The sequence below is a fragment of the Streptomyces sp. NPDC093801 genome, assembly GCF_040701585.1.
Classification (GTDB): Bacteria; Actinomycetota; Actinomycetes; order Streptomycetales; family Streptomycetaceae; genus Streptomyces.
This window is the reverse complement of record NZ_JBFBDP010000009.1, coordinates 87,907-108,878: the sequence shown is the minus strand read 5'-3', so window position 1 is coordinate 108,878 and position 20,972 is coordinate 87,907. Positions and strand designations below refer to the sequence as shown.

At 72.4% G+C, this 20,972-nt stretch carries 23 protein-coding genes; 16 read left to right on the top strand and 7 right to left on the bottom strand.

Annotation, left to right across the window (positions count from 1 at the left end; all coding sequences use genetic code 11):
- The first annotated feature begins 305 nt into the window (after positions 1–305).
- From AB0469_RS12335 to AB0469_RS12325, 3 genes are all read left to right on the top strand, one after another.
- Positions 306–1,247 (top strand): heme o synthase, encoded by a 942-nt coding sequence (locus tag AB0469_RS12335; RefSeq protein ID WP_042817257.1) that lies wholly within the window; start codon positions 306–308, stop codon positions 1,245–1,247.
- Positions 1,248–1,262: 15 nt separating this feature from the next.
- Positions 1,263–1,625, top strand: coding sequence for a hypothetical protein (locus AB0469_RS12330; RefSeq protein ID WP_366451265.1), 363 nt, complete (start codon positions 1,263–1,265; stop codon positions 1,623–1,625).
- A 234-nt stretch (positions 1,626–1,859) separates the two neighbouring features.
- A complete protein-coding gene (locus tag AB0469_RS12325; protein WP_366451264.1) occupies positions 1,860–2,954 on the top strand; it encodes an amidohydrolase in 1,095 nt (364 codons plus the stop codon).
- 21 nt (positions 2,955–2,975) lie between these two features.
- Here AB0469_RS12325 and AB0469_RS12320 read toward each other — a convergent pair whose 3' ends face one another.
- The 4 genes from AB0469_RS12320 to AB0469_RS12305 all read right to left on the bottom strand — a co-directional run bounded on the left by AB0469_RS12320 (position 2,976) and on the right by AB0469_RS12305 (position 6,972).
- A complete protein-coding gene (locus AB0469_RS12320; protein ID WP_366451263.1) occupies positions 2,976–3,965 on the bottom strand; it encodes a COX15/CtaA family protein in 990 nt (329 codons plus the stop codon).
- A gap of 4 nt (positions 3,966–3,969) precedes the next feature.
- Complete coding sequence (locus AB0469_RS12315) at positions 3,970–5,106, bottom strand: hypothetical protein (protein ID WP_366451262.1); 1,137 nt, start codon at positions 5,104–5,106, stop codon at positions 3,970–3,972.
- 175 nt (positions 5,107–5,281) lie between these two features.
- Positions 5,282–6,049, bottom strand: coding sequence for an ABC transporter permease (locus tag AB0469_RS12310; RefSeq protein WP_366451261.1), 768 nt, complete (start codon positions 6,047–6,049; stop codon positions 5,282–5,284).
- Entirely contained in the window at positions 6,046–6,972 is a 927-nt protein-coding gene (locus AB0469_RS12305; RefSeq protein WP_366451260.1) for an ABC transporter ATP-binding protein, read from the bottom strand. The genes AB0469_RS12310 and AB0469_RS12305 overlap by 4 nt, the downstream gene beginning before the upstream one ends.
- A gap of 209 nt (positions 6,973–7,181) precedes the next feature.
- Here AB0469_RS12305 and AB0469_RS12300 point away from each other — a divergent pair, with 209 nt between their 5' ends.
- The 9 genes from AB0469_RS12300 (at position 7,182) to AB0469_RS12260 (ending at position 15,298) form a co-directional block, all read left to right on the top strand.
- Complete coding sequence (locus AB0469_RS12300) at positions 7,182–7,937, top strand: ArsR family transcriptional regulator (RefSeq protein ID WP_366451259.1); 756 nt, start codon at positions 7,182–7,184, stop codon at positions 7,935–7,937.
- A complete protein-coding gene (gene sufB, locus AB0469_RS12295; protein WP_042820164.1) occupies positions 7,934–9,349 on the top strand; it encodes a Fe-S cluster assembly protein SufB in 1,416 nt (471 codons plus the stop codon). The genes AB0469_RS12300 and sufB overlap by 4 nt, the downstream gene beginning before the upstream one ends.
- A gap of 63 nt (positions 9,350–9,412) precedes the next feature.
- Positions 9,413–10,591 carry a Fe-S cluster assembly protein SufD gene (sufD, locus tag AB0469_RS12290; protein ID WP_366451258.1) on the top strand — a complete coding sequence of 393 codons (1,179 nt, stop codon included), beginning with the start codon at positions 9,413–9,415 and terminating at the stop codon, positions 10,589–10,591.
- On the top strand, positions 10,591–10,908 hold the full coding sequence (locus AB0469_RS12285; RefSeq protein WP_042820167.1) for a bifunctional 3-phenylpropionate/cinnamic acid dioxygenase ferredoxin subunit: 318 nt from the start codon (positions 10,591–10,593) through the stop codon (positions 10,906–10,908). The genes sufD and AB0469_RS12285 overlap by 1 nt, the downstream gene beginning before the upstream one ends.
- Positions 10,909–10,915: 7 nt before the next feature.
- Positions 10,916–11,680: a Fe-S cluster assembly ATPase SufC gene (sufC, locus tag AB0469_RS12280; protein ID WP_042820168.1), complete on the top strand. Its 765-nt coding sequence runs from the start codon at positions 10,916–10,918 to the stop codon at positions 11,678–11,680.
- Positions 11,677–12,933 carry a cysteine desulfurase gene (locus AB0469_RS12275; protein WP_366451257.1) on the top strand — a complete coding sequence of 419 codons (1,257 nt, stop codon included), beginning with the start codon at positions 11,677–11,679 and terminating at the stop codon, positions 12,931–12,933. The genes sufC and AB0469_RS12275 overlap by 4 nt, the downstream gene beginning before the upstream one ends.
- A gap of 26 nt (positions 12,934–12,959) precedes the next feature.
- Positions 12,960–13,421 carry a Fe-S cluster assembly sulfur transfer protein SufU gene (sufU, locus tag AB0469_RS12270; RefSeq protein ID WP_042820170.1) on the top strand — a complete coding sequence of 154 codons (462 nt, stop codon included), beginning with the start codon at positions 12,960–12,962 and terminating at the stop codon, positions 13,419–13,421.
- Positions 13,418–13,762, top strand: a complete 345-nt coding sequence (locus AB0469_RS12265) for a metal-sulfur cluster assembly factor (RefSeq protein WP_007263433.1) — start codon at positions 13,418–13,420, stop codon at positions 13,760–13,762. Before sufU ends, AB0469_RS12265 begins: the two co-directional genes overlap by 4 nt.
- A gap of 228 nt (positions 13,763–13,990) precedes the next feature.
- Positions 13,991–15,298, top strand: a complete 1,308-nt coding sequence (locus AB0469_RS12260) for a DUF3616 domain-containing protein (protein ID WP_366451421.1) — start codon at positions 13,991–13,993, stop codon at positions 15,296–15,298.
- Positions 15,299–15,305: 7 nt separating this feature from the next.
- On the opposite strand, the gene AB0469_RS12255 is transcribed toward AB0469_RS12260, so the two are convergent.
- On the bottom strand, positions 15,306–16,145 hold the full coding sequence (locus tag AB0469_RS12255) for a hypothetical protein (RefSeq protein ID WP_366451256.1): 840 nt from the start codon (positions 16,143–16,145) through the stop codon (positions 15,306–15,308).
- A gap of 107 nt (positions 16,146–16,252) precedes the next feature.
- Here AB0469_RS12255 and AB0469_RS12250 point away from each other — a divergent pair, with 107 nt between their 5' ends.
- Positions 16,253–16,576: a multidrug efflux SMR transporter gene (locus tag AB0469_RS12250; protein ID WP_366451255.1), complete on the top strand. Its 324-nt coding sequence runs from the start codon at positions 16,253–16,255 to the stop codon at positions 16,574–16,576.
- Entirely contained in the window at positions 16,576–17,112 is a 537-nt protein-coding gene (locus AB0469_RS12245; protein ID WP_366451254.1) for a TetR family transcriptional regulator, read from the top strand. Before AB0469_RS12250 ends, AB0469_RS12245 begins: the two co-directional genes overlap by 1 nt.
- Positions 17,113–17,252: 140 nt before the next feature.
- Here AB0469_RS12245 and AB0469_RS12240 read toward each other — a convergent pair whose 3' ends face one another.
- Positions 17,253–18,128, bottom strand: coding sequence for a winged helix-turn-helix transcriptional regulator (locus tag AB0469_RS12240; RefSeq protein ID WP_366451253.1), 876 nt, complete (start codon positions 18,126–18,128; stop codon positions 17,253–17,255).
- Positions 18,129–18,223: 95 nt separating this feature from the next.
- On the opposite strand from AB0469_RS12240, the gene AB0469_RS12235 reads away from it, so the two are divergent.
- A complete protein-coding gene (locus tag AB0469_RS12235; protein WP_366451420.1) occupies positions 18,224–19,492 on the top strand; it encodes an MFS transporter in 1,269 nt (422 codons plus the stop codon).
- Positions 19,493–19,501: 9 nt separating this feature from the next.
- Positions 19,502–20,482 carry a 2,3,4,5-tetrahydropyridine-2,6-dicarboxylate N-succinyltransferase gene (dapD, locus tag AB0469_RS12230; protein ID WP_366451252.1) on the top strand — a complete coding sequence of 327 codons (981 nt, stop codon included), beginning with the start codon at positions 19,502–19,504 and terminating at the stop codon, positions 20,480–20,482.
- 86 nt (positions 20,483–20,568) lie between these two features.
- On the opposite strand, the gene AB0469_RS12225 is transcribed toward dapD, so the two are convergent.
- A partial coding sequence (locus AB0469_RS12225) for an RICIN domain-containing protein (protein WP_366451250.1) occupies positions 20,569–20,972 on the bottom strand: 404 nt, incomplete at its 5' end.

The window sequence follows — 20,972 nt, the reverse complement described above, 5'->3', positions numbered from 1 at the left end:
CTCTCCACATGTTGTTTTCCCGGTGACGAACGGTGACACCGGGGCGATTCCGAGCCTACCCCCGCCAGCGCGTGCGGCTATTCGAGTGCAGGCAGTGCGTCGCCGTCCCGGTGTCCGCCGTTCACCTGCGATCCGCGGCCGATGATCTTGCTGTCGGTCCGATCGGCCCAACACGAGGCGACCCCCGCGCAGGGCGGGGCAAGAGCTACGTCTACAGTGGCGTGGTACGCGCAAGCCTTTACCGAGCCTTCATTTACTGGAGGCATCGCTTCGGAAGCTTGCTGGATTCTCTCTCAGGGGTGTGCGTGACGGCCGTCGAATCCCGTCCAGCGGGGGTGCTCGGGACGAGCCCCGGTCACCGGCCGTTCGGGGCCCGGGCCATGGCTTTCGTGGCTTTGACCAAGCCGCGGATCATCGAACTTCTGCTGATCACCACAGTGCCGGTGATGTTCCTCGCCGAGCAGGGCGTACCGTCGCTGTGGCTGGTGCTGGCCACCTGCTTCGGCGGCTACCTGTCGGCGGGCGGCGCCAATGCGCTCAACATGTACATCGACCGCGACATCGACGCCCTGATGGACCGGACGTCGCAGCGGCCGCTGGTGACCGGCATGGTGAGCCCGCGTGAGTGCCTGGTCTTCGGCATCACGCTCGGGGTCGTCTCGACCCTGTTCTTCGGCCTGCTCGTCAACTGGCTGTCGGCCGCCCTCGCGCTGGGCGCGCTCCTCTTCTACGTGGTCGTCTACACGATGCTGCTGAAGCGGCGGACCGCGCAGAACATCGTCTGGGGCGGGATCGCCGGCTGCATGCCGGTGCTCATCGGCTGGTCGGCCGTGCGCAACGAGGTCTCCTGGGCCGCCGTCATCCTCTTCCTCGTCATCTTCTTCTGGACGCCGCCGCACTACTGGCCGCTGTCGATGAAGGTCAAGGACGACTACGCGCGGGTCGGCGTGCCGATGCTGCCGGTCGTGGCGGGCAACAAGGCCGTGGCGCGCCAGATCGTCCTCTACAGCTGGGTGATGGTCGCGGTCTCGCTGCTGCTGACCCCGCTGGGGTACACCGGCTGGTTCTACACCTCCGTCGCGCTGCTGGCGGGCGGCTGGTGGCTGTGGGAGGCGCACGCGCTGAGCGCGCGGGCCAAGGCCGGGATCACGGGCGCGAAGCTCAAGGAGATGCGGCTGTTCCACTGGTCGATCACCTATGTGTCGCTGCTCTTCGTGGCCGTGGCCGTGGATCCCTTCCTCCGCTGATTACTCGCCGGTAGCATGCCGTCCATGGCAGAGACCGCAGACACCGCACAGACCGCAGAGGCCGCGGACAAGAAGCACAGCCGCACGGCGGCGAAGCTGGCCCGGCAGATCGGCGCGTTCGCCAAGCAGCACGGCGGCGCCGAGGGCCAGCTCGCCTACATCGGCCAGGCCGGCACCCGGATCGTCCTCGTGGGCACCGACGGCGGCTGGGGCGACCTGGTCGCCCCCACCCACGCCGTGGCCCGGCAGGCAGCCGAGAAGGCCGGCCTGACCCTCCACGAGGACTTCGACGGGGAGTTCGCCGCACGGGTGAAGACCGGCCCGTACGAGTGGACCCGCATGGCCGGGATCCAGCTCGGCGGCCCGGCCAACCCGTAGGCCCCGCCTTCCCGGGCGCTCCGGCCGGGCCCACGGTTCCGGGCGGGTCCGGGAACCGCACGTGCCGGCCCCCGGCGCGGCCGCTCGGCCAACGGCGCGGCCGCTCGGCCAACGGCGCGGCCGCTCGGCCCCCGGCGCGGCCGCTCGGTCAACAGCGCTAGCGCCACCTCACACCCCGCTCACCCGTTAGGACGTGTGGAAGCCGCTTCCTCACGTCCGCAACGGGATGACCGGATGATCGAAACGCCGCCCCTGGTGGACCAGCACTGCCACGGAGTGCTCCGCACCGAGCTGGGGCTCGCCACCTTCGAGGCCCAGCTGGTCCGCGCGTCCGGCCCGCCCGCCGCCGGCACGACCTTCTTCGACACCCAGACCGGCTTCGCCGTGCGCCGCTGGTGCCCGCCCCTGCTGGGCCTGGAGCCGCACTGCGAGCCCGCCCGCTACCTGGCCCGGCGGCGCGAGCTGGGGGCCGCCGAGAGCGGGCGGCGGCTGCTGCGGGGCTCCGGAGTGGGCGCCTACCTCGTCGACACGGGAGCGCCCGGCGACCTCGCCGGGCCCAAGGAGCTGGCCGTCGCCGCGGACGCCGAGGCCTTCGAGGTGGTCCGCCTGGAACCGCTCGCCGAGCGGGCCGCCGACGCCTCGGGGACCGTCGCCGGCTTCCTCGCCGGCCTCGCCGGATCCGTCCACCGCGCCGCCGCCGGGGCCGTGGCCTTCGCCTGCGGGCCCCACGCCGGCTACGCCGCCGCCCTCGCGGACGCCCCGCAGCCGCCCGGCCCCGGCGAGGTGCGCGGGGCGGCCGGGCGGTGGCTGGCCGCACGGGCCGCCGGCGGGGCGGTACGGGACCCCGTGCTCCTGCGGCACCTGGTGTGGAGCGCGCTGGCGTCCGGGCTGCCGCTCCAGCTCCACGCCGCCGCGGCGGAGCCGCAGCCGCTGACCGGGTTCGTCCGGGCCACGGCGGGTCCGGGGGCGAAGCTCGTCCTGCTCGGCGGGTACCCGCACCACCGGCACACGGCGCGGCTCGCGGCCGCCCACCCGCACGTCCACGCCGACATCGGGCCGGCCCTGGCGCGGACGGGGGCCCGGGCCGCCGCCGTGCTGGCCGAGCTGCTGGAGCTCGCGCCCTTCGGGAAGCTGCTGTTCTCCAGCGGCGGCGGGGGCCTGCCCGAGCTGCACGCGGTCGGCGCCCTGGCGTTCCGCGAGGCGCTGGGCCGGGTGCTGGGCGGCTGGGTCGCGGACGGGGCCTGGTCCCTGCGGGACGCGGACCGGGTCGCGGGGATGCTCGCGGCGGGCAACGCCCGCCGCGTCTACCGGCTGGACGAGCGGACCTGACCCCCGCGGGGGTCGGACCGGTCAGACGGCAGAGAGCTCGGCGGCGTCGCGCTCGGGGGTCCCCACCGGCTCGGCGGAGCGCTCCCGCAGGCTCAGGGCCAGGCGCAGCACGCAGATCCACACCAGGCAGGAGCCGAGCATGTGGGCGGCGACCAGTGCCTCGGGCAGCGAGGTGAAGAACTGCACGTAGCCGATGGCGCCCTGGGCGAGCAGCACGACCAGCAGGTCGCGGGCGCGGGCCCGGGTGTCGGCCGGGGCGTCGACCACCCGCAGCACCAGCCACATCGCCACGCCCAGCGCGCAGACCAGCCAGGCGGCGATCGCGTGGACGTGGGCGGTGGCCGCCCAGTCGAACGGCATCCGCTTGATCTCGCTCTTGTCGCCGGCGTGCGGCCCGGAGCCGGTCACGACGGTGCCCGCCGCGATCAGCACCAGGGTGGTGGCGATCAGCGCCCACGACAGCTTGCGCACCGGTCCCGGCACGCGGGGCCGGGGGGCGCCGTCACCCTCACGGGTGCGCTGCCAGGTCACCGTGGTGACGGCGAGCAGGCTGGTGGCCAGCAGGAAGTGCCCGGCCACGCTGTACGGGTTCAGGCCCGTCAGCACGGTGATGCCGCCGAGGACGGCGTTGCCCATGACGAGGGCGAACTGGACCCAGCCGAGCCTCGTCAGCGAACGCCGCCACGGCTTGGCGGAGCGGGCCGTGAGGATCACGCCGCCGACGGCCGCGCAGAGCACGTACGTGAGCATCCGGTTGCCGAACTCGACGGCGCCGTGGAAGCCCTGGGCCTGGGTCACGATCAGGCTGTCGTCCGTGCACTTGGGCCACGTGTCGCAGCCGAGGCCGGAACCGGTCAGCCGCACCGCGCCGCCGGTGACGACGATGACCACGCTCATCAGGAGCGCGACTGACGCGGCGCGCCGGACGATCCGGGATGACGGGGTCCAGCGGTCGGCGAGGTATGCGAAGGGGTTCAACACGGCCCCTATCGTATGCGCCGCTTTGTGCAAACTTTCACGAGGGGGTGGGTGCGGGAGCGTCCGGTCCGACGACCAGGCGGAACCGGGCTCCGGCCGGGTCGCCCTCCTCGTGCCACCACAACCGCACCCGCCACAGGGCGGAGTCCCCGGGGTACTGCGGGGACTCCATGAACCCCCGCACCACCTCCGTCCCCACGTCCTCGGCCGTCCGCTGCCGCACCTCCGCGGAGCCCTGCCAGGGGGAGGGCTGTACGGCCCAGAGCCCGTCGGCGCCGCGCACCTCCACGCGCCACACCGCGCGCCAGGGGGTGACCTCCAGCATGGTCGCGACCTGCTCGGCGTCGAGCCCCAGCCGGGCGGCGACCGCCTCCTCGGACACGCCCTGGATCCGGGCGGCCACCACCGCCTGCGGCAGCAGCCGCTCGGGCAGCAGCCCGTCGGCGCGCAGGCCCGCCAGCGAGTCGAAGGACAGGTAGCGCAGCCGCAGCTCCAGCTGGCGGCCGATGTGGTCCAGGGCCTCCTCCGCCTCCTGGGCCTCCTCGGGCCCGGGGGAGGCGAGCAGCAGCCGGCGGAACCCGCTCTCGGCGTCCACCGCCCAGGCGACGGCGTCGGCGGCGAAGCCCAGCTCCGCGAGGCGGTCCCCGAGGAACACCTTGGCCTGCGCGAGCCCGCGCCGGTTGACCGGGTCGTCCTGGTCGAGCCCGGCCCACACCTCGACGGCGGCCCGGGTCAGGTCGCGGGCGCGCTCGCCGGCCGCCCGCTCCATGGCGCCGGCGCCCTCCTCCGCCCCCTCGCCCAGCGGGTGGCGGGGCAGCCGGGCCCCGTCGCTCAGCGGCCAGGCCAGCCAGACCCCCTGGTTGATCAGGCCCCGCGCGTACCAGCGGGCGTACTCCGGCGCGTGCCCCGCGGCCTGCTGCGCATGGCGCAGGCCCTCCTCGATCGCGGACAGCGCCCCCGCCCGGTCCCCGGCGGCGAACCTGCGCGCGGCGAGGTCGCCGAGCCGCAGGCCCAGCCGGGCCGCGCACTCGGGGTCGGTCCGGGCGGGCTCGCGCAAGGCCCCGATCAGCTCGCCGAGCAGCCGGTCGGCCTCGCCCGGCTCCGCCCGGGCGGCCCCCGACCGGATCCGCGCCCACTGCCCGTCCAGCCGCAGTACGGCCTCTCGCTGCCCCATGTCCTTCGTCCCCCGGCGTCGCCGATCCGCTGTCCCCGGGAGGTGGTCGGCCTCCCGCCTGCCCAACGACCGGCGGCGGCGTTTCACTCCCGCCGGCCGGACGGCCGCCCCGAGAGCCGCGTCACTGCGGGAGCCGTGCCGCTCCCGCAGGGACCCCGCGGGCCGGGGCCGGGCCCTACTCCCAGCGGAACCACTTCGCGGCGGCGCCCAGTCCCAGGACCGCCCAGCCCGCCAGCACCGCCGCGTCGCCCCAGGGCAGCGCGGCCCCGTCGCGGAGCACCGCGCGCAGCCCGTCGGAGAGCGCCGAGACGGGCAGCAGCCCGAGCACGTCCTGCACCGCGCCGGGGAACTTCTCCAGCGGCACGATCACCCCGCCGCCGACCAGCAGCAGCAGGAACACCAGGTTCGCGGCGGCCAGCGTCACCTCGGCCTTGAGGGTGCCCGCCATCAGCAGCCCGAGCCCGGAGAAGGCGGCGGTGCCCAGCAGGACCAGCGCGGCGACGGACAGCGGGTTCCCGTGCGGGGACCATCCCAGCGCGAGGGCGATCACCGTCAGCAGGGCGATCTGGAGCACCTCGGTGAACAGCACCGACAGGGTCTTGGCGGCCATCAGCGCCCACCGCGGCAGCGGGGAGGCCCCGAGCCGCTTGAGCACCCCGTGGCGGCGGTCGAAGCCGGTGGCGATGGCCTGGCCGGTGAAGGCGGTGGACATCACGGCGAGCGCCAGGACGCCCGGGGCCAGGAAGTCCACCGGCTCCCCCGCGCCGGTGTCCACGACGTCGACGACGGAGAACAGCGTCAGCAGCAGCGCCGGGATGATCACGGTCAGCAGCAGCTGCTCCCCGTTGCGCAGCAGCATCCGGGTCTCCAGCGCGGTCTGCGCCCAGATCATCCGGGCGACCGGCGCGGCCCCCGGCCGGGGGGTGAACGTACCCGCGCTCATGCGCGCAGCTCCTTGCCGGTCAGTTCGAGGAAGACGTCCTCGAGGGTGTGCCGTTCCACGGTGAGGCTGCTGGGCATCACCCCGTGCTGGGCGCACCAGGAGGTGACGGTGGCCAGCATCTGCGGGTCCACGTCGCCGGTGACCCGGTAGGAGCCCGGCAGGAGCTCGGCGGCCTCGGTGCCGTCGGGCAGGGCCTTCAGCAGGGAGGCGAGGTCGAGGGAGGGGCGGCCGGAGAAGCGCAGGGTGTTCTCGGCGCCTCCGCGGCACAGCTGCTCGGGGCTGCCGTGGGCGATGACCCGGCCGGCGTCCACGATGGCGACCTCGTCGGCGAGCTGCTCGGCCTCGTCCATGTGGTGGGTGGTGAGGACGACGGCGACCCCGTCGGCGCGCAGCTCGCGCACGAGGTCCCAGGTCGCGCGGCGGGCCTGCGGGTCGAGGCCGGCGGTGGGCTCGTCCAGGAAGACCAGCTCGGGGCGGCCGACGACGGCCATGGCCAGGGAGAGGCGCTGCTGCTGGCCGCCGGAGAGCCGGCGGTAGGGGGTGCGGCCGCAGCCGCCGAGGCCGAGGCGCTCGACCAGGGCGTCGACGTCCAGCGGGTCGGCGTACAGCTTCGCCGTGTGGCGCAGCATCTCGACGGCGCGGGCGCCGGAGTAGATCCCGCCGGACTGGAGCATCACGCCGACGCGCGGGCGCAGGGCCCGGGCCTCGGCCACCGGGTCGAGGCCCAGGACGCGGACGGTGCCGGCGTCGGGGCGGAGGTAGCCCTCGCAGGTCTCGACGGTGGTGGTCTTCCCGGCGCCGTTGGGCCCCAGGACCGCGGTGACCGCGGCGCCGGGCACGGTGAGGTCCAGGCCGTCGACCGCCGTTTTCGATCCGTACCGTTTCACCAGTCCGCGGATCTCCACGGCGGGGTCGTTGCTCATGCGGGTGAGTCTACGGAGCGGCAGGGGCGTCCACGGGCGCCGGGGGAAGGTTCCCCCTCCTGTACATCGTCGCTGGCCAGGAGCGGTGGGACCCGGCCCTCTTGCTCACTCTCCGTCGACAGATTAGGTAACCCTTAGTGATAGAGGACACCAGGAGTGGCGTCGGTCACGGCTTGTCGGGGCTCCGGTAATTACGCAACAATGGCGTTGTGAAATACGGCGAACGGACGAGCGAGGCCCCCCAGGGGGAGCTCGCGACCGGTGAGCGGTCAACCCGCAACCGGGTCGCGAGGTCCATCCTGGACCACGGTCCCTCCACCGTCGCCGACCTCGCGCAGCGTCTCGGCCTCACCCAGGCCGCCGTCCGCCGCCACCTCGACACGCTCGTCGCCGACGACGTGGTCGCACCCCGTGAGCAGCGTGTGTACGGCGCACGCACCCGGGGCCGGCCGGCCAAGGTCTTCGCACTCACCGACTGTGGGCGCGATGCCTTCGACCAGTCCTACGACACGCTCGCCGCGGACGCCCTGCGCTGGATCGCGCAGTCCGTCGGCGGCGGGGAGAAGGGCGAGGCGGCCGTCGCCGCCTTCGCCCGGGCGAGGATGGCCTCACAGGCGGAGGCCTACCGGGAAGCCCTGGACGCGGCCGCACCCTCGGACCGCACCGAGGCCCTCGCGAAGGCGTTGACCGCGGACGGGTACGCTGCTACGGCGAAGAGCGCTCCCGGTCCGCACAGCGGTGAACAGCTCTGTCAGCACCACTGCCCGGTCGCACACGTCGCCGAGCAGTTCCCGCAGCTCTGCGAGGCGGAGACCGAGGTCTTCTCCCGCCTGCTCGGGACGCACGTGCAGCGCCTCGCCACGATCGCCCACGGCGACGGGGTGTGCACCACGTTCATTCCGCGAAGCGCGGCACAGCACGACACATCAGCATCTGCAAGTACGGCCGGGAGGAACCCCGCATGACCACGGAGACTGCTCACCCTGAGCTCGAGGGTCTGGGCAACTACGAGTACGGCTGGGCCGACTCCGACGCGGCCGGCGCCGCCGCCAAGCGGGGTCTGTCCGAGGACGTCGTCCGCGACATCTCGGCGAAGAAGTCCGAGCCGGAGTGGATGCTGAAGCTCCGCCTCAAGGGCCTCAAGCTGTTCGACAAGAAGCCCATGCCGAAGTGGGGCTCCGACCTCTCGGGCATCGACTTCGACAACATCAAGTACTTCGTGCGCTCCACCGAGAAGCAGGCCGAGTCCTGGGAGGACCTGCCGGAGGACATCAAGAACACGTACGACAAGCTCGGCATCCCGGAGGCGGAGAAGCAGCGCCTCGTCGCCGGTGTCGCGGCCCAGTACGAGTCCGAGGTCGTCTACCACCAGATCCGCGAGGACCTGGAGCAGCAGGGCGTCATCTTCCTGGACACCGACACCGCGCTCAAGGAGCACCCGGAGCTCTTCCAGGAGTACTTCGGCACGGTCATCCCGGTCGGCGACAACAAGTTCGCTTCGCTGAACACGGCCGTGTGGTCGGGCGGCTCCTTCATCTACGTCCCCAAGGGTGTCCACGTGGACATCCCGCTGCAGGCCTACTTCCGCATCAACACGGAGAACATGGGCCAGTTCGAGCGGACGCTGATCATCGTCGACGAGGACGCCTACGTCCACTACGTCGAGGGCTGCACCGCCCCGATCTACTCCTCGGACTCGCTGCACAGCGCCGTGGTCGAGATCATCGTGAAGAAGGGCGGCCGCTGCCGCTACACGACCATCCAGAACTGGTCGAACAACGTCTACAACCTGGTCACCAAGCGCGCCGTGGCGTACGAGGGCGCGACCATGGAGTGGATCGACGGCAACATCGGTTCCAAGGTCACCATGAAGTACCCGGCCGTCTACCTGATGGGCGAGCACGCCAAGGGCGAGACCCTGTCCATCGCCTTCGCGGGCGAGGGCCAGCACCAGGACGCCGGCTCCAAGATGGTCCACATGGCGCCGAACACCTCCTCGAACATCGTCTCCAAGTCGGTGGCGCGCGGCGGCGGCCGCACCTCCTACCGCGGCCTGGTCGAGATCGGCGAGGGCGCTTCGGGCTCCAAGTCCAACGTGCTGTGCGACGCGCTCCTGGTCGACACCATCTCCCGCTCGGACACCTACCCCTACGTCGACGTCCGCGAGGACGACGTGACGATGGGCCACGAGGCCACCGTCTCCAAGGTCTCCGACGACCAGCTCTTCTACCTCATGCAGCGCGGCCTCACCGAGTTCGAGGCCATGGCCATGATCGTGCGCGGCTTCGTCGAGCCGATTGCGAAGGAGCTGCCGATGGAGTACGCGCTGGAGCTGAACCGGCTGATCGAGCTGCAGATGGAGGGCTCGGTCGGCTAGTCCCGACCGCCCGTCCCACCCGCAGCACATTCTTTGACGTAGGAAGAGAGCAGAACGACAGCCATGGCTGAGGCTCAGAACATTCCGGCGGGCTCCACCACCGCCGGCGCGATCGCGGTGGCCGCCGAGTCCACCGTCGCCACCCGGATGAGCGCGCCCCCGTCCTTCGACGTGGCCGACTTCCCGGTCCCGCACGGCCGCGAGGAGGAGTGGCGGTTCACCCCGCTGGCCCGCCTCAAGGGCCTGCACGACGGCACCGCGGTCGCCAACGGCACCATGAAGGCCCAGATCGACGCCCCCGAGGGCGTCACGGTCGAGTCCGTCGAGCGCGACGACGAGCGGATCGGCAAGGCCGGCACCCCCGTCGACCGGGTCGCCGCCCAGGCCTTCTCCTCGTTCGCCAAGGCCACGGTCGTCACCGTGCCCAAGGAGACCGTGCTCGCCGAGCCCATCCGGGTCGCGCTGCACGGTGAGGGCGGCACGACCTTCGGGCACACCGTCTTCGACGTCAAGCCGTTCGCCGAGGCGATCATCGTGATCGACCACACCGGTGACGGCGTGCGCGCCGCCAACGTCGACATCCTCGTCGGCGACGGCGCCAAGGTGACCTTCGTGTCGGTCCAGGACTGGGACGACACCGCGGTCCACACCTCGCAGCACAACGCCCTCATCGGCCGCGACGCGAGCTTCAAGTCCGTCGTCGTGACCTTCGGCGGCGACCTCGTCCGCCTGCACCCGCGCGTCACCTACGCGGGCCCCGGCGGCGAGGCCGAGATGCTCGGCCTGTACTTCACGGACGCCGGCCAGCACCAGGAGCACCGCCTCCTGGTCACGCACGACGCCCCGCACTGCAAGTCCAACGTGGTCTACAAGGGCGCGCTCCAGGGCCAGGACGCCCACGCGGTCTGGATCGGCGACGTCCTCATCGAGAAGTCCGCCGAGGGCACCGACACCTACGAGATGAACCGCAACCTCGTCCTGACGGACGGCGCGCGCGTCGACTCGGTGCCGAACCTGGAGATCGAGACGGGCGAGATCGTCGGCGCCGGCCACGCCTCGGCCACCGGCCGCTTCGACGACGAGCAGCTCTTCTACCTCCAGGCCCGAGGCATCCCGGCCGACGAGGCCCGCCGCCTGGTCGTGCGCGGCTTCTTCGCCGAGCTCGTCCAGCAGATCGGCGTCGAGGACATCGAGGAGCGCCTCATCGCGAAGATCGAGGCCGAGCTGGCGGCGGCCGTCTGATGACGTACGTCAAGGCCTGCGCGCTGAGCGAGCTGGAGGAGAACACCCCCAAGCGGGTGGAACTCGACGGCACGCCGGTGTCCATCGTCTCCACCGAGGGGGAGGTGTTCGCGATCAACGACATCTGCTCGCACGCGAACGTCTCGCTCTCGGAGGGTGAGGTCGAGGACTGCATGATCGAGTGCTGGCTGCACGGGTCGGCCTTCGACCTGCGCACCGGCAAGCCCTCCGGTCTGCCCGCGACGCGCCCCGTCCCCGTTTACCCCGTAAAGATCGAAGGGGACGACGTGCTCGTCTCCCTCACCCAGGAGTCCTGAGGTACCCATGGCAACGCTTGAAATCCACGACCTGCACGTCTCCGTCGAGGCCGAGAACGGCGCCCGCGAGATCCTCAAGGGCGTCGACCTGACGGTCAAGCAGGGTGAGACGCACGCCATCATGGGCCCGAACGGCTCCGGCAAGTCCACCCTGGCGTACTCCCTCGCCGGTCACCCGAAGTACACCATCACCGGTGGCTCCGTGACCCTCGACGGCGAGGACGTCCTGGAGATGTCCGTCGACGAGCGCGCCCGCGCCGGCGTCTTCCTCGCCATGCAGTACCCGGTCGAGGTCCCCGGCGTCTCGGTCTCCAACTTCCTGCGCACCTCCGCCACCGCCATCCGCGGCGAGGCCCCCAAGCTGCGCACCTGGGTGAAGGAGGTCAAGTCCGCCATGGAGCAGCTCCAGATGGACCCGGCCTTCGCCGAGCGCAACGTCAACGAGGGCTTCTCCGGCGGTGAGAAGAAGCGCCACGAGATCCTCCAGCTGGAGCTCCTCAAGCCGAAGATCGCGATCCTCGACGAGACCGACTCCGGCCTCGACGTCGACGCCCTGCGCATCGTCTCCGAGGGCGTCAACCGCGTCCGCGAGACCGGTGAGGTCGGCACCCTGCTGATCACCCACTACACGCGCATCCTGCGCTACATCAAGCCCGACTTCGTGCACGTGTTCGCGAACGGCCGCATCGCCGAGTCCGGCGGCGCCGAGCTCGCCGACCAGCTGGAGAACGAGGGCTACGACAAGTACGTGAAGGGTGGCGCGACCGCGTGACACAGCTGCCTGGCCTCCTCGACATCGAGGCGATCCGCAAGGACTTCCCCCTGCTGGATCGTGTGGTCCACGACGGGAAGAAGATCGTTTACCTGGACAACGCGGCGACCTCGCAGAAGCCGCGCCAGGTGCTCGACGCGCTGAACGCCTACTACGAGCGGCACAACGCCAACGTCCACCGCGGCGTGCACGTGCTCGCCGAGGAGGCCACGGCACTGTACGAGGGCGCCCGTGACAAGGTCGCCGCCTTCATCAACGCGCCGAGCCGCGACGAGGTGATCTTCACCAAGAACGCCTCGGAGTCGCTCAACCTGGTCGCGAACATGCTCGGCTGGGCCGACGAGCCCTACCGGGTCGACCGCGAGACCGAGATCGCCATCACGGAGATGGAGCACCACTCCAACATCGTGCCGTGGCAGCTGCTCGCGCAGCGCACGGGCGCGAAGCTGAAGTGGTTCGGCCTCACCGACGACGGCCGGCTCGACCTGTCCAACATCGAAGAGGTCATCACGGAGAAGACGAAGATCGTCTCCTTCACGCTGGTCTCCAACATCCTGGGCACCGTCAATCCGGTCGAGGCGATCGTCCGGCGGGCGCAGGAGGTCGGCGCGCTGGTGCTGATCGACGCCTCGCAGGCCGCTCCGCACATGCCGCTGGACGTGCAGGCGCTCGGCGCCGACTTCGTGGCCTTCACCGGCCACAAGATGTGCGGCCCGACCGGCATCGGCGTCCTGTGGGGCCGCCAGGAGCTCCTGGAGGACCTGCCCCCGTTCCTCGGCGGCGGCGAGATGATCGAGACCGTCTCGATGCACTCGTCGACGTACGCCCCCGCCCCCCACAAGTTCGAGGCGGGCACGCCCCCGATCGCCCAGGCCGTCGGCCTCGGCGCGGCCGTGGACTACCTGACCTCGATCGGCATGGACAAGATCGCGGCGCACGAGCACGCGATCACCGAGTACGCGGTCAAGCGCCTCCAGGAGGTGCCCGACCTGCGGATCATCGGCCCCACCACGGCCGAGGACCGCGGCGCGGCGATCTCCTTCGTGCTCGGTGACATCCACCCGCACGACGTGGGCCAGGTCCTGGACGAGCAGGGCATCGCGGTACGCGTGGGACACCACTGCGCGCGCCCCGTCTGCCTGCGCTACGGAATTCCCGCGACCACGCGGGCGTCTTTCTACCTGTACTCCTCTCCGGCCGACGTCGACGCGCTGGTCGACGGGCTGGAGCACGTACGGAACTTCTTCGGCTGACCGAGGGCCACGAGGACGAGGACGCTGTGAAGCTGGATTCGATGTACCAGGAACTGATCCTGGACCACTACAAGCACCCGCACGGGCGTGGCCTGCGCGACGGTGACGCCGAGGTGCACCACGTCAACCCGACGTGCGGCGACGAGATCACGCTCCGCGTGAAGTACGACGGCGAGACGCTCACCGACGTCTCCTACGAGGGCCAGGGCTGCTCCATCAGCCAGGCCAGCGCGTCCGTGCTGAACGAGCTGCTGGTCGGCAAGGAGCTGTCCGAGGCGCAGAAGATCCAGGGCGTGTTCCTGGAGCTGATGCAGTCCAAGGGCAAGATCGAGCCGGACGAGGAGATGGAGGAGGTGCTGGAGGACGCGGTGGCGTTCGCCGGTGTCTCCAAGTATCCGGCGCGTGTGAAGTGTGCTCTGCTGAGCTGGATGGCGTGGAAGGACGCGACCGCCCAGGTACTGGGCGACGCGGAGAGGAAGACGGCATGACCGAGAACGCGACGCCCGAGGCGTCGATCAAGCCGGCCACCGAGGAGGAGGTCCGCGAGGCCCTCTACGACGTGGTCGACCCCGAGCTGGGCATCGACGTCGTCAACCTGGGCCTGATCTACGGCATCCACATCGACGACGCGAACATCGCCACCCTCGACATGACCCTGACCTCGGCGGCCTGCCCGCTGACGGACGTCATCGAGGACCAGGCGAAGTCGGCGACGGAGGGCATCGTCAACGAGCTCCGCATCAACTGGGTCTGGATGCCGCCGTGGGGCCCGGACAAGATCACGGACGACGGCCGTGAGCAGCTGCGCGCGCTCGGCTTCAACGTCTGACCCACGCGGTCCACAGGAGGGCCCCCGGCACGGTCGTGCCGGGGGCCCTCCCTGTTCTTGCGGCGGACGACCGGTGTGCACCGGACGTTGGCCAGGGTGGCCGAATCTTCTCGACGGCCGTCACGGAGTGACGCCGTGACCCGTGAGGGAGAGGACGCCACCTTGAAGAAGCAGCTCGGAATCGCGAGTACCGCGGGGGTCGCCGCACTGATCGTCGCCGCGACGGTGATGCCCGCGCACGCGGTCACCTACGGGACCCCGACCATCGCGCTGTCCGCCGGCCACCTGTCCGGGTCCGTCAACGGCGTCGGCGACCAGACCGTCGACGTGACCGTCGGCCAGAGCGGCGCCGACGTCTCCGCGCTGACCGTCAGCGCCTCCGCCTCCAGCAAGGCCTCCGTCGCCGGCACCGGCGACGTCACGGTCACCGGCACCGGGGCCGTGCGCCGACTGGCCGTGACCGCGCACGGTCGCGGCTACACCAGCCTGACGGTCAAGGTCACCGGGCTCGGCGGCAAGACCGCCACCAAGACCCTTTCCTACGCCGCCTCCGCCGCGGTCCGGAACCCGGCCGACGCCCGCTACTTCAGCGGCGCCTCGGACTCCTCCGCGGCCGTGGACGTCGGCGGCGGCTACACCGTCGTCGCGGACGACGAGAACAACGTGCTGCGCCTGTACGACCGCTCCCGCTCCGACGCCCCCGTGCGCACCTGGGACTTCAGCTCCCAGCTCGGCGTCACCAAGGAGGTGGACATCGAGGGCGCCACCCGGATCGGCAACACCGTCTACTGGACCGGCTCGCTCGGCAACAACAAGGACGGCGAGTACAAGGCCCCGCGCAACACGGTGTTCACCACCACCGTCAGCGGCTCCGGCTCCGCCACGCAGCTCGCCTACGGGCGCTCGTACAAGCACCTGCGCGAGGACCTGGTCGCCTGGGACGCGGCGAACGGGAACCGCTACGGCTTCGCGGCGGGCACGGCGACGGGCCAGGCGCCCAAGCAGATCGACGGGTTCAACGTGGAGGGCCTGGAGTTCGCCCCCGGCTCCACCACCACCGCCTACGTGGGCTTCCGCGCCCCGCTCGCCCCCGCGGTCCCGGGCGGCAAGGCACTGCTGGTGCCGGTCACCGACTTCGACCAGGTGCTCTCCAACGGCGCCTCGGCGACGTTCGGTTCCGCGATCGAGCTGGACCTCGGCGGGCTGTCGGTCCGCGACATCCGCAAGAACGCGCAGGACCAGTACCTGATCCTGGCCGGCTCCTGGGCGGCCGACGACAACTCCGACCCCTACGCCCTGTACCAGTGGGACGGCGTCGCCGGCCACGCCCCCGTCAAGCGGGCCGACCTGCCGACCACCGACCCCGGCGGCTGGGAGGCCATCGTGGAGGTCCCGGACCTGTCGGTGCCGGGCGCGCGGGTGCAGCTGATCACCGACAGCGGCTCCGCCGACCTCTACGGGGACGGCATCGAGGCCAAGGACCTCACGCACCCGGAGTTCAAGAAGTCCCGCGCCGCCTGGTTCACGCTGAACTGAGCCCGGCTCAGGCCGGTCCGGCCGGCCGCGGATCCGTCGCGAGGGCCTCGGCGAGGTGCTCGCGGCGGATGCGGCGGTCCACGTAGAGCAGGCCGGCCGGCAGCTGCGGGAACGCCGGGAGCAGGACCAGTGCCGACAGGGCCCCCGGCAGACCGAACCACAGCAGCAGCGCGTACGCCGCCGCCCCGGTGAACACCACGGCCGGGGCGGTCACGGCCAGGGTCCGCCACCACGCCCCGCGCACCAGGCGGCCCGAGCGCCGCAGCGCCGCCACCGGGCCGAGCCCCTCGTATCCGGCGGCGGTCGGCGCCAGGGCGGACAGCACCCCCAGCCAGAGGGCCACGGGGGCGAGGGGGAGCACCGCCAGGGGCGGCAGTCCCAGCGCGACCAGGACCGCGAGGGGCCCGGCCACGGCCAGCAGGGCCAGCAGCTGGGCGCCGAGCACGGCCGGGGTGCGGGGCAGGGCGGCCCGCAGCAGCCCCGGCGCGGTCACCGCGCGGCCCAGGACCGCCGGTCGCAGCAGCGCCGCGATCAGGGCGGTGGCCAGCGCGCAGGTGAACAGCAGGAACAGGCCCGCCGCCGGGAAGAGGGTCCAGACGAAGACCCGGCTGCCGGACCTCGGGCTGAGGGAGGCCAGGGTGGCCGCGCCGGCCGCCGCGGTGACCACGAGCCCGGCCGTCAGCTGGCCCAGCAGCAGGGCGCCGCACAGGGGGCCGCCGTAGCGGCGCAGGGCGGCGAGGGCGCCGCCGAGGATGTCGGAGGTCCCCAGGGGGCGCAGTGGCACCACGCCGGGCCCGGGCCGGTGCGGGGGCAGCCAGCCGCCGCGGGTCCCCTGCTGCATCGCCATGAGCGGCCCCCTGTCCCCTGAGTGGGGACACCGTAGCCCCGATGCGCGCCGGTGTCCCGGGGTCTGCGTGTGTACATGTGTACGCATCGATGTGTACTGTCGTACACATGCCCTACGTACTGCTTGCCATGGCCATAGCCGCCGAGGTCGCCGGCACCACCGCGATGAAGTACAGCGAGGGCTTCACCCGGCTGTGGCCCTCCCTCGGCACCCTGCTGGGCTACGTCGTCGCCTTCACCCTGCTCGCCCAGACCCTCAAGTCGATGTCGGTCGGCACGGCGTACGCGATCTGGGCCGGGGTCGGCACCGCCGCCATCGCCGCCATCGGCATGGTGTTCATGGGCGAGGCCGCCACCGCCGCGAAGATCGCCGGGATCGTGCTGGTCATCGCCGGGGTGGTCCTGCTCAACCTGGGCGGGGCGACCCACTGATGGCGGCCGCGGTGCGCCGGTACGACCCCGAGCGCCGGCAGCGCATCATCGACGCCGCGATCAGGGTGGTCGGCGCCAAGGGCATCGCCGGGCTGAGCCACCGCAGCGTCGCCGCGGAGGCGGACGTGCCGCTGGGCTCGACGACGTACCACTTCAAGACCCTGGACGACCTGCTGGTGGCGGCCCTGCGGCAGGCCAACGAGACCTCGGCCCCGGTCCTCGCCCTGCGCGAGGGCGAGGACCTCGCGGGGGCGCTGGCCCGGCTGCTGGGGGAGTTCCTGGCCGCCGACCGGGGGCGGGCCGAGCTGGAGTACGAGCTCTACCTGGCGGCCCTGCGCCGGCCCGCACTGCGGCCGGTCGCCGCCGAGTGGTGCGAGGCCGTCGTCGAGGCCCTGGCGGGCCACACCGACCCCGTCACGGCGCGGGCGCTGGTGGCGGTCATGGACGGCATCGGCCTCCAGGTCCTGCTGACGGGCACACCGTACGACGAGCCCTACACCCGCGAAATCCTGACCCGCGTAGTCCGCCCCGTCTAGGCCTGCCGCCCGGCGGGCTGGAATTGCCGCGCAGTGGCAGGGTCCAGCCCCGCCGGCGTTCGAGGCGCGGGGTCCGGGGCGGAGCCCCGGGAAACGGTGAGAGGGCGGGGCGGGGAGACGGCTCCGCGCAGCGGCCCCCGCTACACCGCCGAGCGCACGGCCTCCAGTGCAGCGGAGACGCTCGCCTCGATGTCCCGAACGGGATAGAACACCTCGCGCACCGTGCGGTCCCGGTCCACCACCAGCGTCAGCCGTTTGATCCGGCTCACCCCCGCCGCGCGGAACGTCGGCAGGCGCAGGGCCGTCACCAGCTCCAGGTCCGCGTCCGACAGCAGCGGGAAGCGCAGCCGCTCCTGCTCGGCGAACTCCCGCTGCTCGTCCGGCCGCTGGGTGGAGACGCCGTGGACGGTGGCGCCGGCCGCGGTGAACTCCGCGAGCTGGTCGCGGAAGGTGCACGACTCCAGCGTGCAGCCCCTGGCCCCCGGGATCCCGCCCCATCCGGGCGGATAGGACTCGGCCCGGGCGTACGCGCCGGGAAAGCAGTACAGGACGGTGAACGGGGTGTCCGCCACCGGGTCGCGGACCTCGCCGAAACGGTCCGGCAGCAGCAGCTCCGGCAGCCGGGTGCCGCGCAGCGCGTGGACCCGTGCGGCCTCCTTCGAGGACTCCTCCGTCGTGGCGGTCATCTCTCCCTCTCCCAGGACCCAGGTGTCACCCCAGTCCTGGAGGGCCACCAGGACCGGCAGCAGCCCCCGCCCGCGCGGGGTCAGCCGGTACTCGTGCCGCACCGGGCGCTCCTGGTACGGCTCGCGCGTCAGCACCCCGGCCTCGACCAGCAGCTTCAGCCGCTCGGCGAGCACCTTGCGGGACACCCCCAGCTCCCGCTGGAGCTCGTCGAAGCGGTACAGCCCGCGCGCGGTGTCGCGCACGATCAGCAGCGTCCACCAGTCGCCCACCACGTCGAGGGCCTGGGCGATGGAGCAGTCCGCGTCGCCGAGGTGCGTGCGCTGGGCCATGGGAACTCCTTTGTCCGTTGACCCAAGGCTGTCATGCTGACATAGTCCGTTCCCAAAAGGAACTTACTCGATCGGGCGAGGGGGGCACGGGTGTGCTGCAGGGGTTCAAGGACGTACCGAGGGTCGTGTGGCTGCTGGCTGCGGGGGTGTTCGTCAACGCCGTCGTCGGCTTCACCTTCGTCTTCGTCTTCCTCTACCTGACCGGCCCGCGCGGCCTCGGCGCCGCGCAGGCCGGCGTGGTCACCGGCATCGGCGGCATCGGCCTGGTGGCCGGGAACTTCACCGGCGGCTGGTACGGCGACCGCTTCGGCCACCGCCGCGTCCTGCTCGCCGCATCCGCGCTCGGCGGGCTGACCCTGACGACCCTGCCGCTGCTGCCGACGCCACTGCTCTACGCCGCCCTGCCGCTGGCCCAGTACGCGAACGGCGTGGTGCGGGCGGCCAACTCCGCGCTGGTCGCGGTCACCGTCCCCGAAGGCGCCCGCCGGCAGGCCTTCGCCGTCGTACGGTGCGTGTCCAACGGCGGCTTCACCCTCGGCCCGCCGCTCGGCGCCCTGGTCGCGGCCGGGCTCTCGTACGACTGGCTCTTCCTCGCGGACGGCCTCGGCACCCTCTTCTTCGCCCTCTGGACCGCCCGCGTCGTCCCGGCGCGCGGTGCGGCCCGCACCCCCGCCGCGGCCCCGGACGGGGGTCGGGGCCGCGGCGGGGTGTGGGCCGAACTGCGGGCGAGGCCCGCCGTCCTGGTGCTGCTGGGCGCGATCCTCGTCGCGGACACGGTCTACCGCCAGCAGTACTTCACCTTCCCGGTCTTCCTCGCCGACCACGGCCTCGACGTCCGCGCCTTCGGGCTGGTCATCGCCGTCAACGGGGCCGTCATCCTGCTGCTGGAGCTGCCCGCCGCCGTCGCCCTGCGGACCAGGCCGCCGCTGGCCGTCACCGGCACCGGGCTGGTGCTCGTCGGCGCCGGGTACGGCGCGCTGCTGATCGGCGCGGGGGCGGCCACCGCCGTCGCCATGATGGTGCTCGTCAGCCTCGGCGAGATCCTCTACAAGACCACCGCCACCGCGTACGTCGCCGACCAGGCCCCCGCGCACGCCGTCGGACGGTTCCAGAGCCTGTACGCCGGGGTCTCGGTCAGCGGGACCGTCCTCGCCCCGCCGGCCGGCGGGGCCCTGTACGCGGCGGCCCCCTGGCTGCTGTGGCCGCTGTGCGCGGCGCTGGCCGCCGGCGCCGGGGCGGTGCTGATCCGGCTGTCCCGGCGGCAGGGGCGGGCGGCGGCGGAGGCCGCCCGGCAGGAGGAGGGGCGGCCCGGCGCGCGCCCGGCACATGAGACCGGTTCGCGGCCGCGGCCCGTCGCCGGTTAGGTTTCGGGCATGACTGCTACGCGTACCACCGGCGCCGTCGCCGCCGGACTTGCCACCCTCGCCGCCGACGGCACCGTCCTCGACACCTGGTTCCCCGCCCCCGAGCTCTCCGCCGAGCCCGGCCCGGCCGGCACCGAGCGCCTCACCGCCGAGCAGGCCGTGGAGCTCCTCGGCGCCGCCGCGGCCAAGGCCGTCCGCTCGGACGCGGTCCGCGGGGTCGAGGTCGTAGCCGTCCGCACCGTGATCGCCTCCCTGGAGGACAAGCCGCTGGACGCGCACGACGCGTACCTGCGCCTGCACCTGCTCAGCCACCGTCTGGTCAAGCCGCACGGCCAGAACCTGGACGGCGTCTTCGGCCTGCTGGCCAACGTCGCCTGGACCTCCCTCGGCCCCGTCGCCGTCGACCGGGTCGAGACCGTCCGGCTGAACGCCCGCGCCGAGGGCCTGCACCTCCAGGTCACCTCGATCGACAAGTTCCCCCGGATGACCGACTACGTCGCGCCCAAGGGCGTGCGCATCGCCGACGCGGACCGCGTCCGCCTCGGCGCGCACCTCGCCGAGGGCACCACCGTGATGCACGAGGGCTTCGTCAACTTCAACGCCGGCACCCTGGGCACCTCCATGGTCGAGGGCCGCATCTCGGCGGGCGTCGTCGTCGGCGACGGCTCCGACATCGGCGGCGGCGCGTCCACCATGGGCACGCTCTCGGGCGGCGGCAAGCAGATCATCTCGATCGGCGAGCGCACCCTGATCGGCGCCGAGGCGGGCATCGGCATCGCGCTCGGCGACGAGTGCGTCGTCGAGGCGGGCCTCTACGTCACCGCCGGCACCCGGGTGACCCTGCCGGACGGCCAGGTCGTCAAGGCCCTGGAGCTCTCCGGCGCCGACAACATCCTCTTCCGCCGCAACTCGGTCACCGGCGCCGTCGAGGCCCGCCCGTACAAGGCGAACTGGGGCGGCCTCAACGAGGTCCTGCACAGCCACAACTGACCCTCGCGGGCCCGGCCCCGTCGGTCACGACCGGGTGCCCTCCCGCCTGAGCGGGAGGGCACCCGGTCGTTCCGCGGGCCGGACGGCTACTGCGCGAGCCGCAGGAACCAGCGTCGCGAGGGGTGGCTGTCGCAGTCGAACTGCACCAGCGGGTGGTTGTTGGCCGTGGTGGTGCCGCCCGCGACGGTGGCGCACTTCCCCGTCCCCGCGTTGACGATCTGGAACGAAGAGCCGTCCCCGTTCGTGATGCGCCAGCGTCGCGAGGGGTGGGTGTCGCAGTCGAACTGGACGAGCGGGTGGTTGTTGTCGGTGGTGGTGCCGCCGGCGACGGTGGCGCACTTGCCGGTCTGTTCGTTGACGATCTGGAAGGTGCCGTCGTCCTCGTTCGTGACGTTCCAGCGTCGCGAGGGGTGGGTGTCGCAGTCGAACTGGACGAGCGGGTGGTTGTTGTCGGTGGTGGTGCCGCCGGCGACGGTGGCGCACTTGCCGG

Excerpts from the sequence above, each read along its gene's own strand:
- sufB (WP_042820164.1), top strand. The coding sequence starts at position 7,934 with ATGACCACGGAGACTGCTCACCCTGAGCTCGAGGGTCTGGGCAACTAC.
- AB0469_RS12255 (WP_366451256.1), bottom strand. The coding sequence starts at position 16,145 with ATGGCGATGCAGCAGGGGACCCGCGGCGGCTGGCTGCCCCCGCACCGG.
- sufC (WP_042820168.1), top strand. The coding sequence starts at position 10,916 with ATGGCAACGCTTGAAATCCACGACCTGCACGTCTCCGTCGAGGCCGAG.
- AB0469_RS12330 (WP_366451265.1), top strand. The coding sequence starts at position 1,263 with ATGCCGTCCATGGCAGAGACCGCAGACACCGCACAGACCGCAGAGGCC.
- AB0469_RS12325 (WP_366451264.1), top strand. The coding sequence starts at position 1,860 with ATGATCGAAACGCCGCCCCTGGTGGACCAGCACTGCCACGGAGTGCTC.
- AB0469_RS12305 (WP_366451260.1), bottom strand. The coding sequence starts at position 6,972 with ATGAGCAACGACCCCGCCGTGGAGATCCGCGGACTGGTGAAACGGTAC.
- AB0469_RS12260 (WP_366451421.1), top strand. The coding sequence starts at position 13,991 with ATGCCCGCGCACGCGGTCACCTACGGGACCCCGACCATCGCGCTGTCC.
- AB0469_RS12250 (WP_366451255.1), top strand. The coding sequence starts at position 16,253 with ATGCCCTACGTACTGCTTGCCATGGCCATAGCCGCCGAGGTCGCCGGC.
- AB0469_RS12240 (WP_366451253.1), bottom strand. The coding sequence starts at position 18,128 with ATGGCCCAGCGCACGCACCTCGGCGACGCGGACTGCTCCATCGCCCAG.
- sufD (WP_366451258.1), top strand. The coding sequence starts at position 9,413 with ATGGCTGAGGCTCAGAACATTCCGGCGGGCTCCACCACCGCCGGCGCG.
- AB0469_RS12265 (WP_007263433.1), top strand. The coding sequence starts at position 13,418 with ATGACCGAGAACGCGACGCCCGAGGCGTCGATCAAGCCGGCCACCGAG.
- dapD (WP_366451252.1), top strand. The coding sequence starts at position 19,502 with ATGACTGCTACGCGTACCACCGGCGCCGTCGCCGCCGGACTTGCCACC.
- AB0469_RS12310 (WP_366451261.1), bottom strand. The coding sequence starts at position 6,049 with ATGAGCGCGGGTACGTTCACCCCCCGGCCGGGGGCCGCGCCGGTCGCC.
- AB0469_RS12315 (WP_366451262.1), bottom strand. The coding sequence starts at position 5,106 with ATGGGGCAGCGAGAGGCCGTACTGCGGCTGGACGGGCAGTGGGCGCGG.
- AB0469_RS12245 (WP_366451254.1), top strand. The coding sequence starts at position 16,576 with ATGGCGGCCGCGGTGCGCCGGTACGACCCCGAGCGCCGGCAGCGCATC.
- AB0469_RS12285 (WP_042820167.1), top strand. The coding sequence starts at position 10,591 with ATGACGTACGTCAAGGCCTGCGCGCTGAGCGAGCTGGAGGAGAACACC.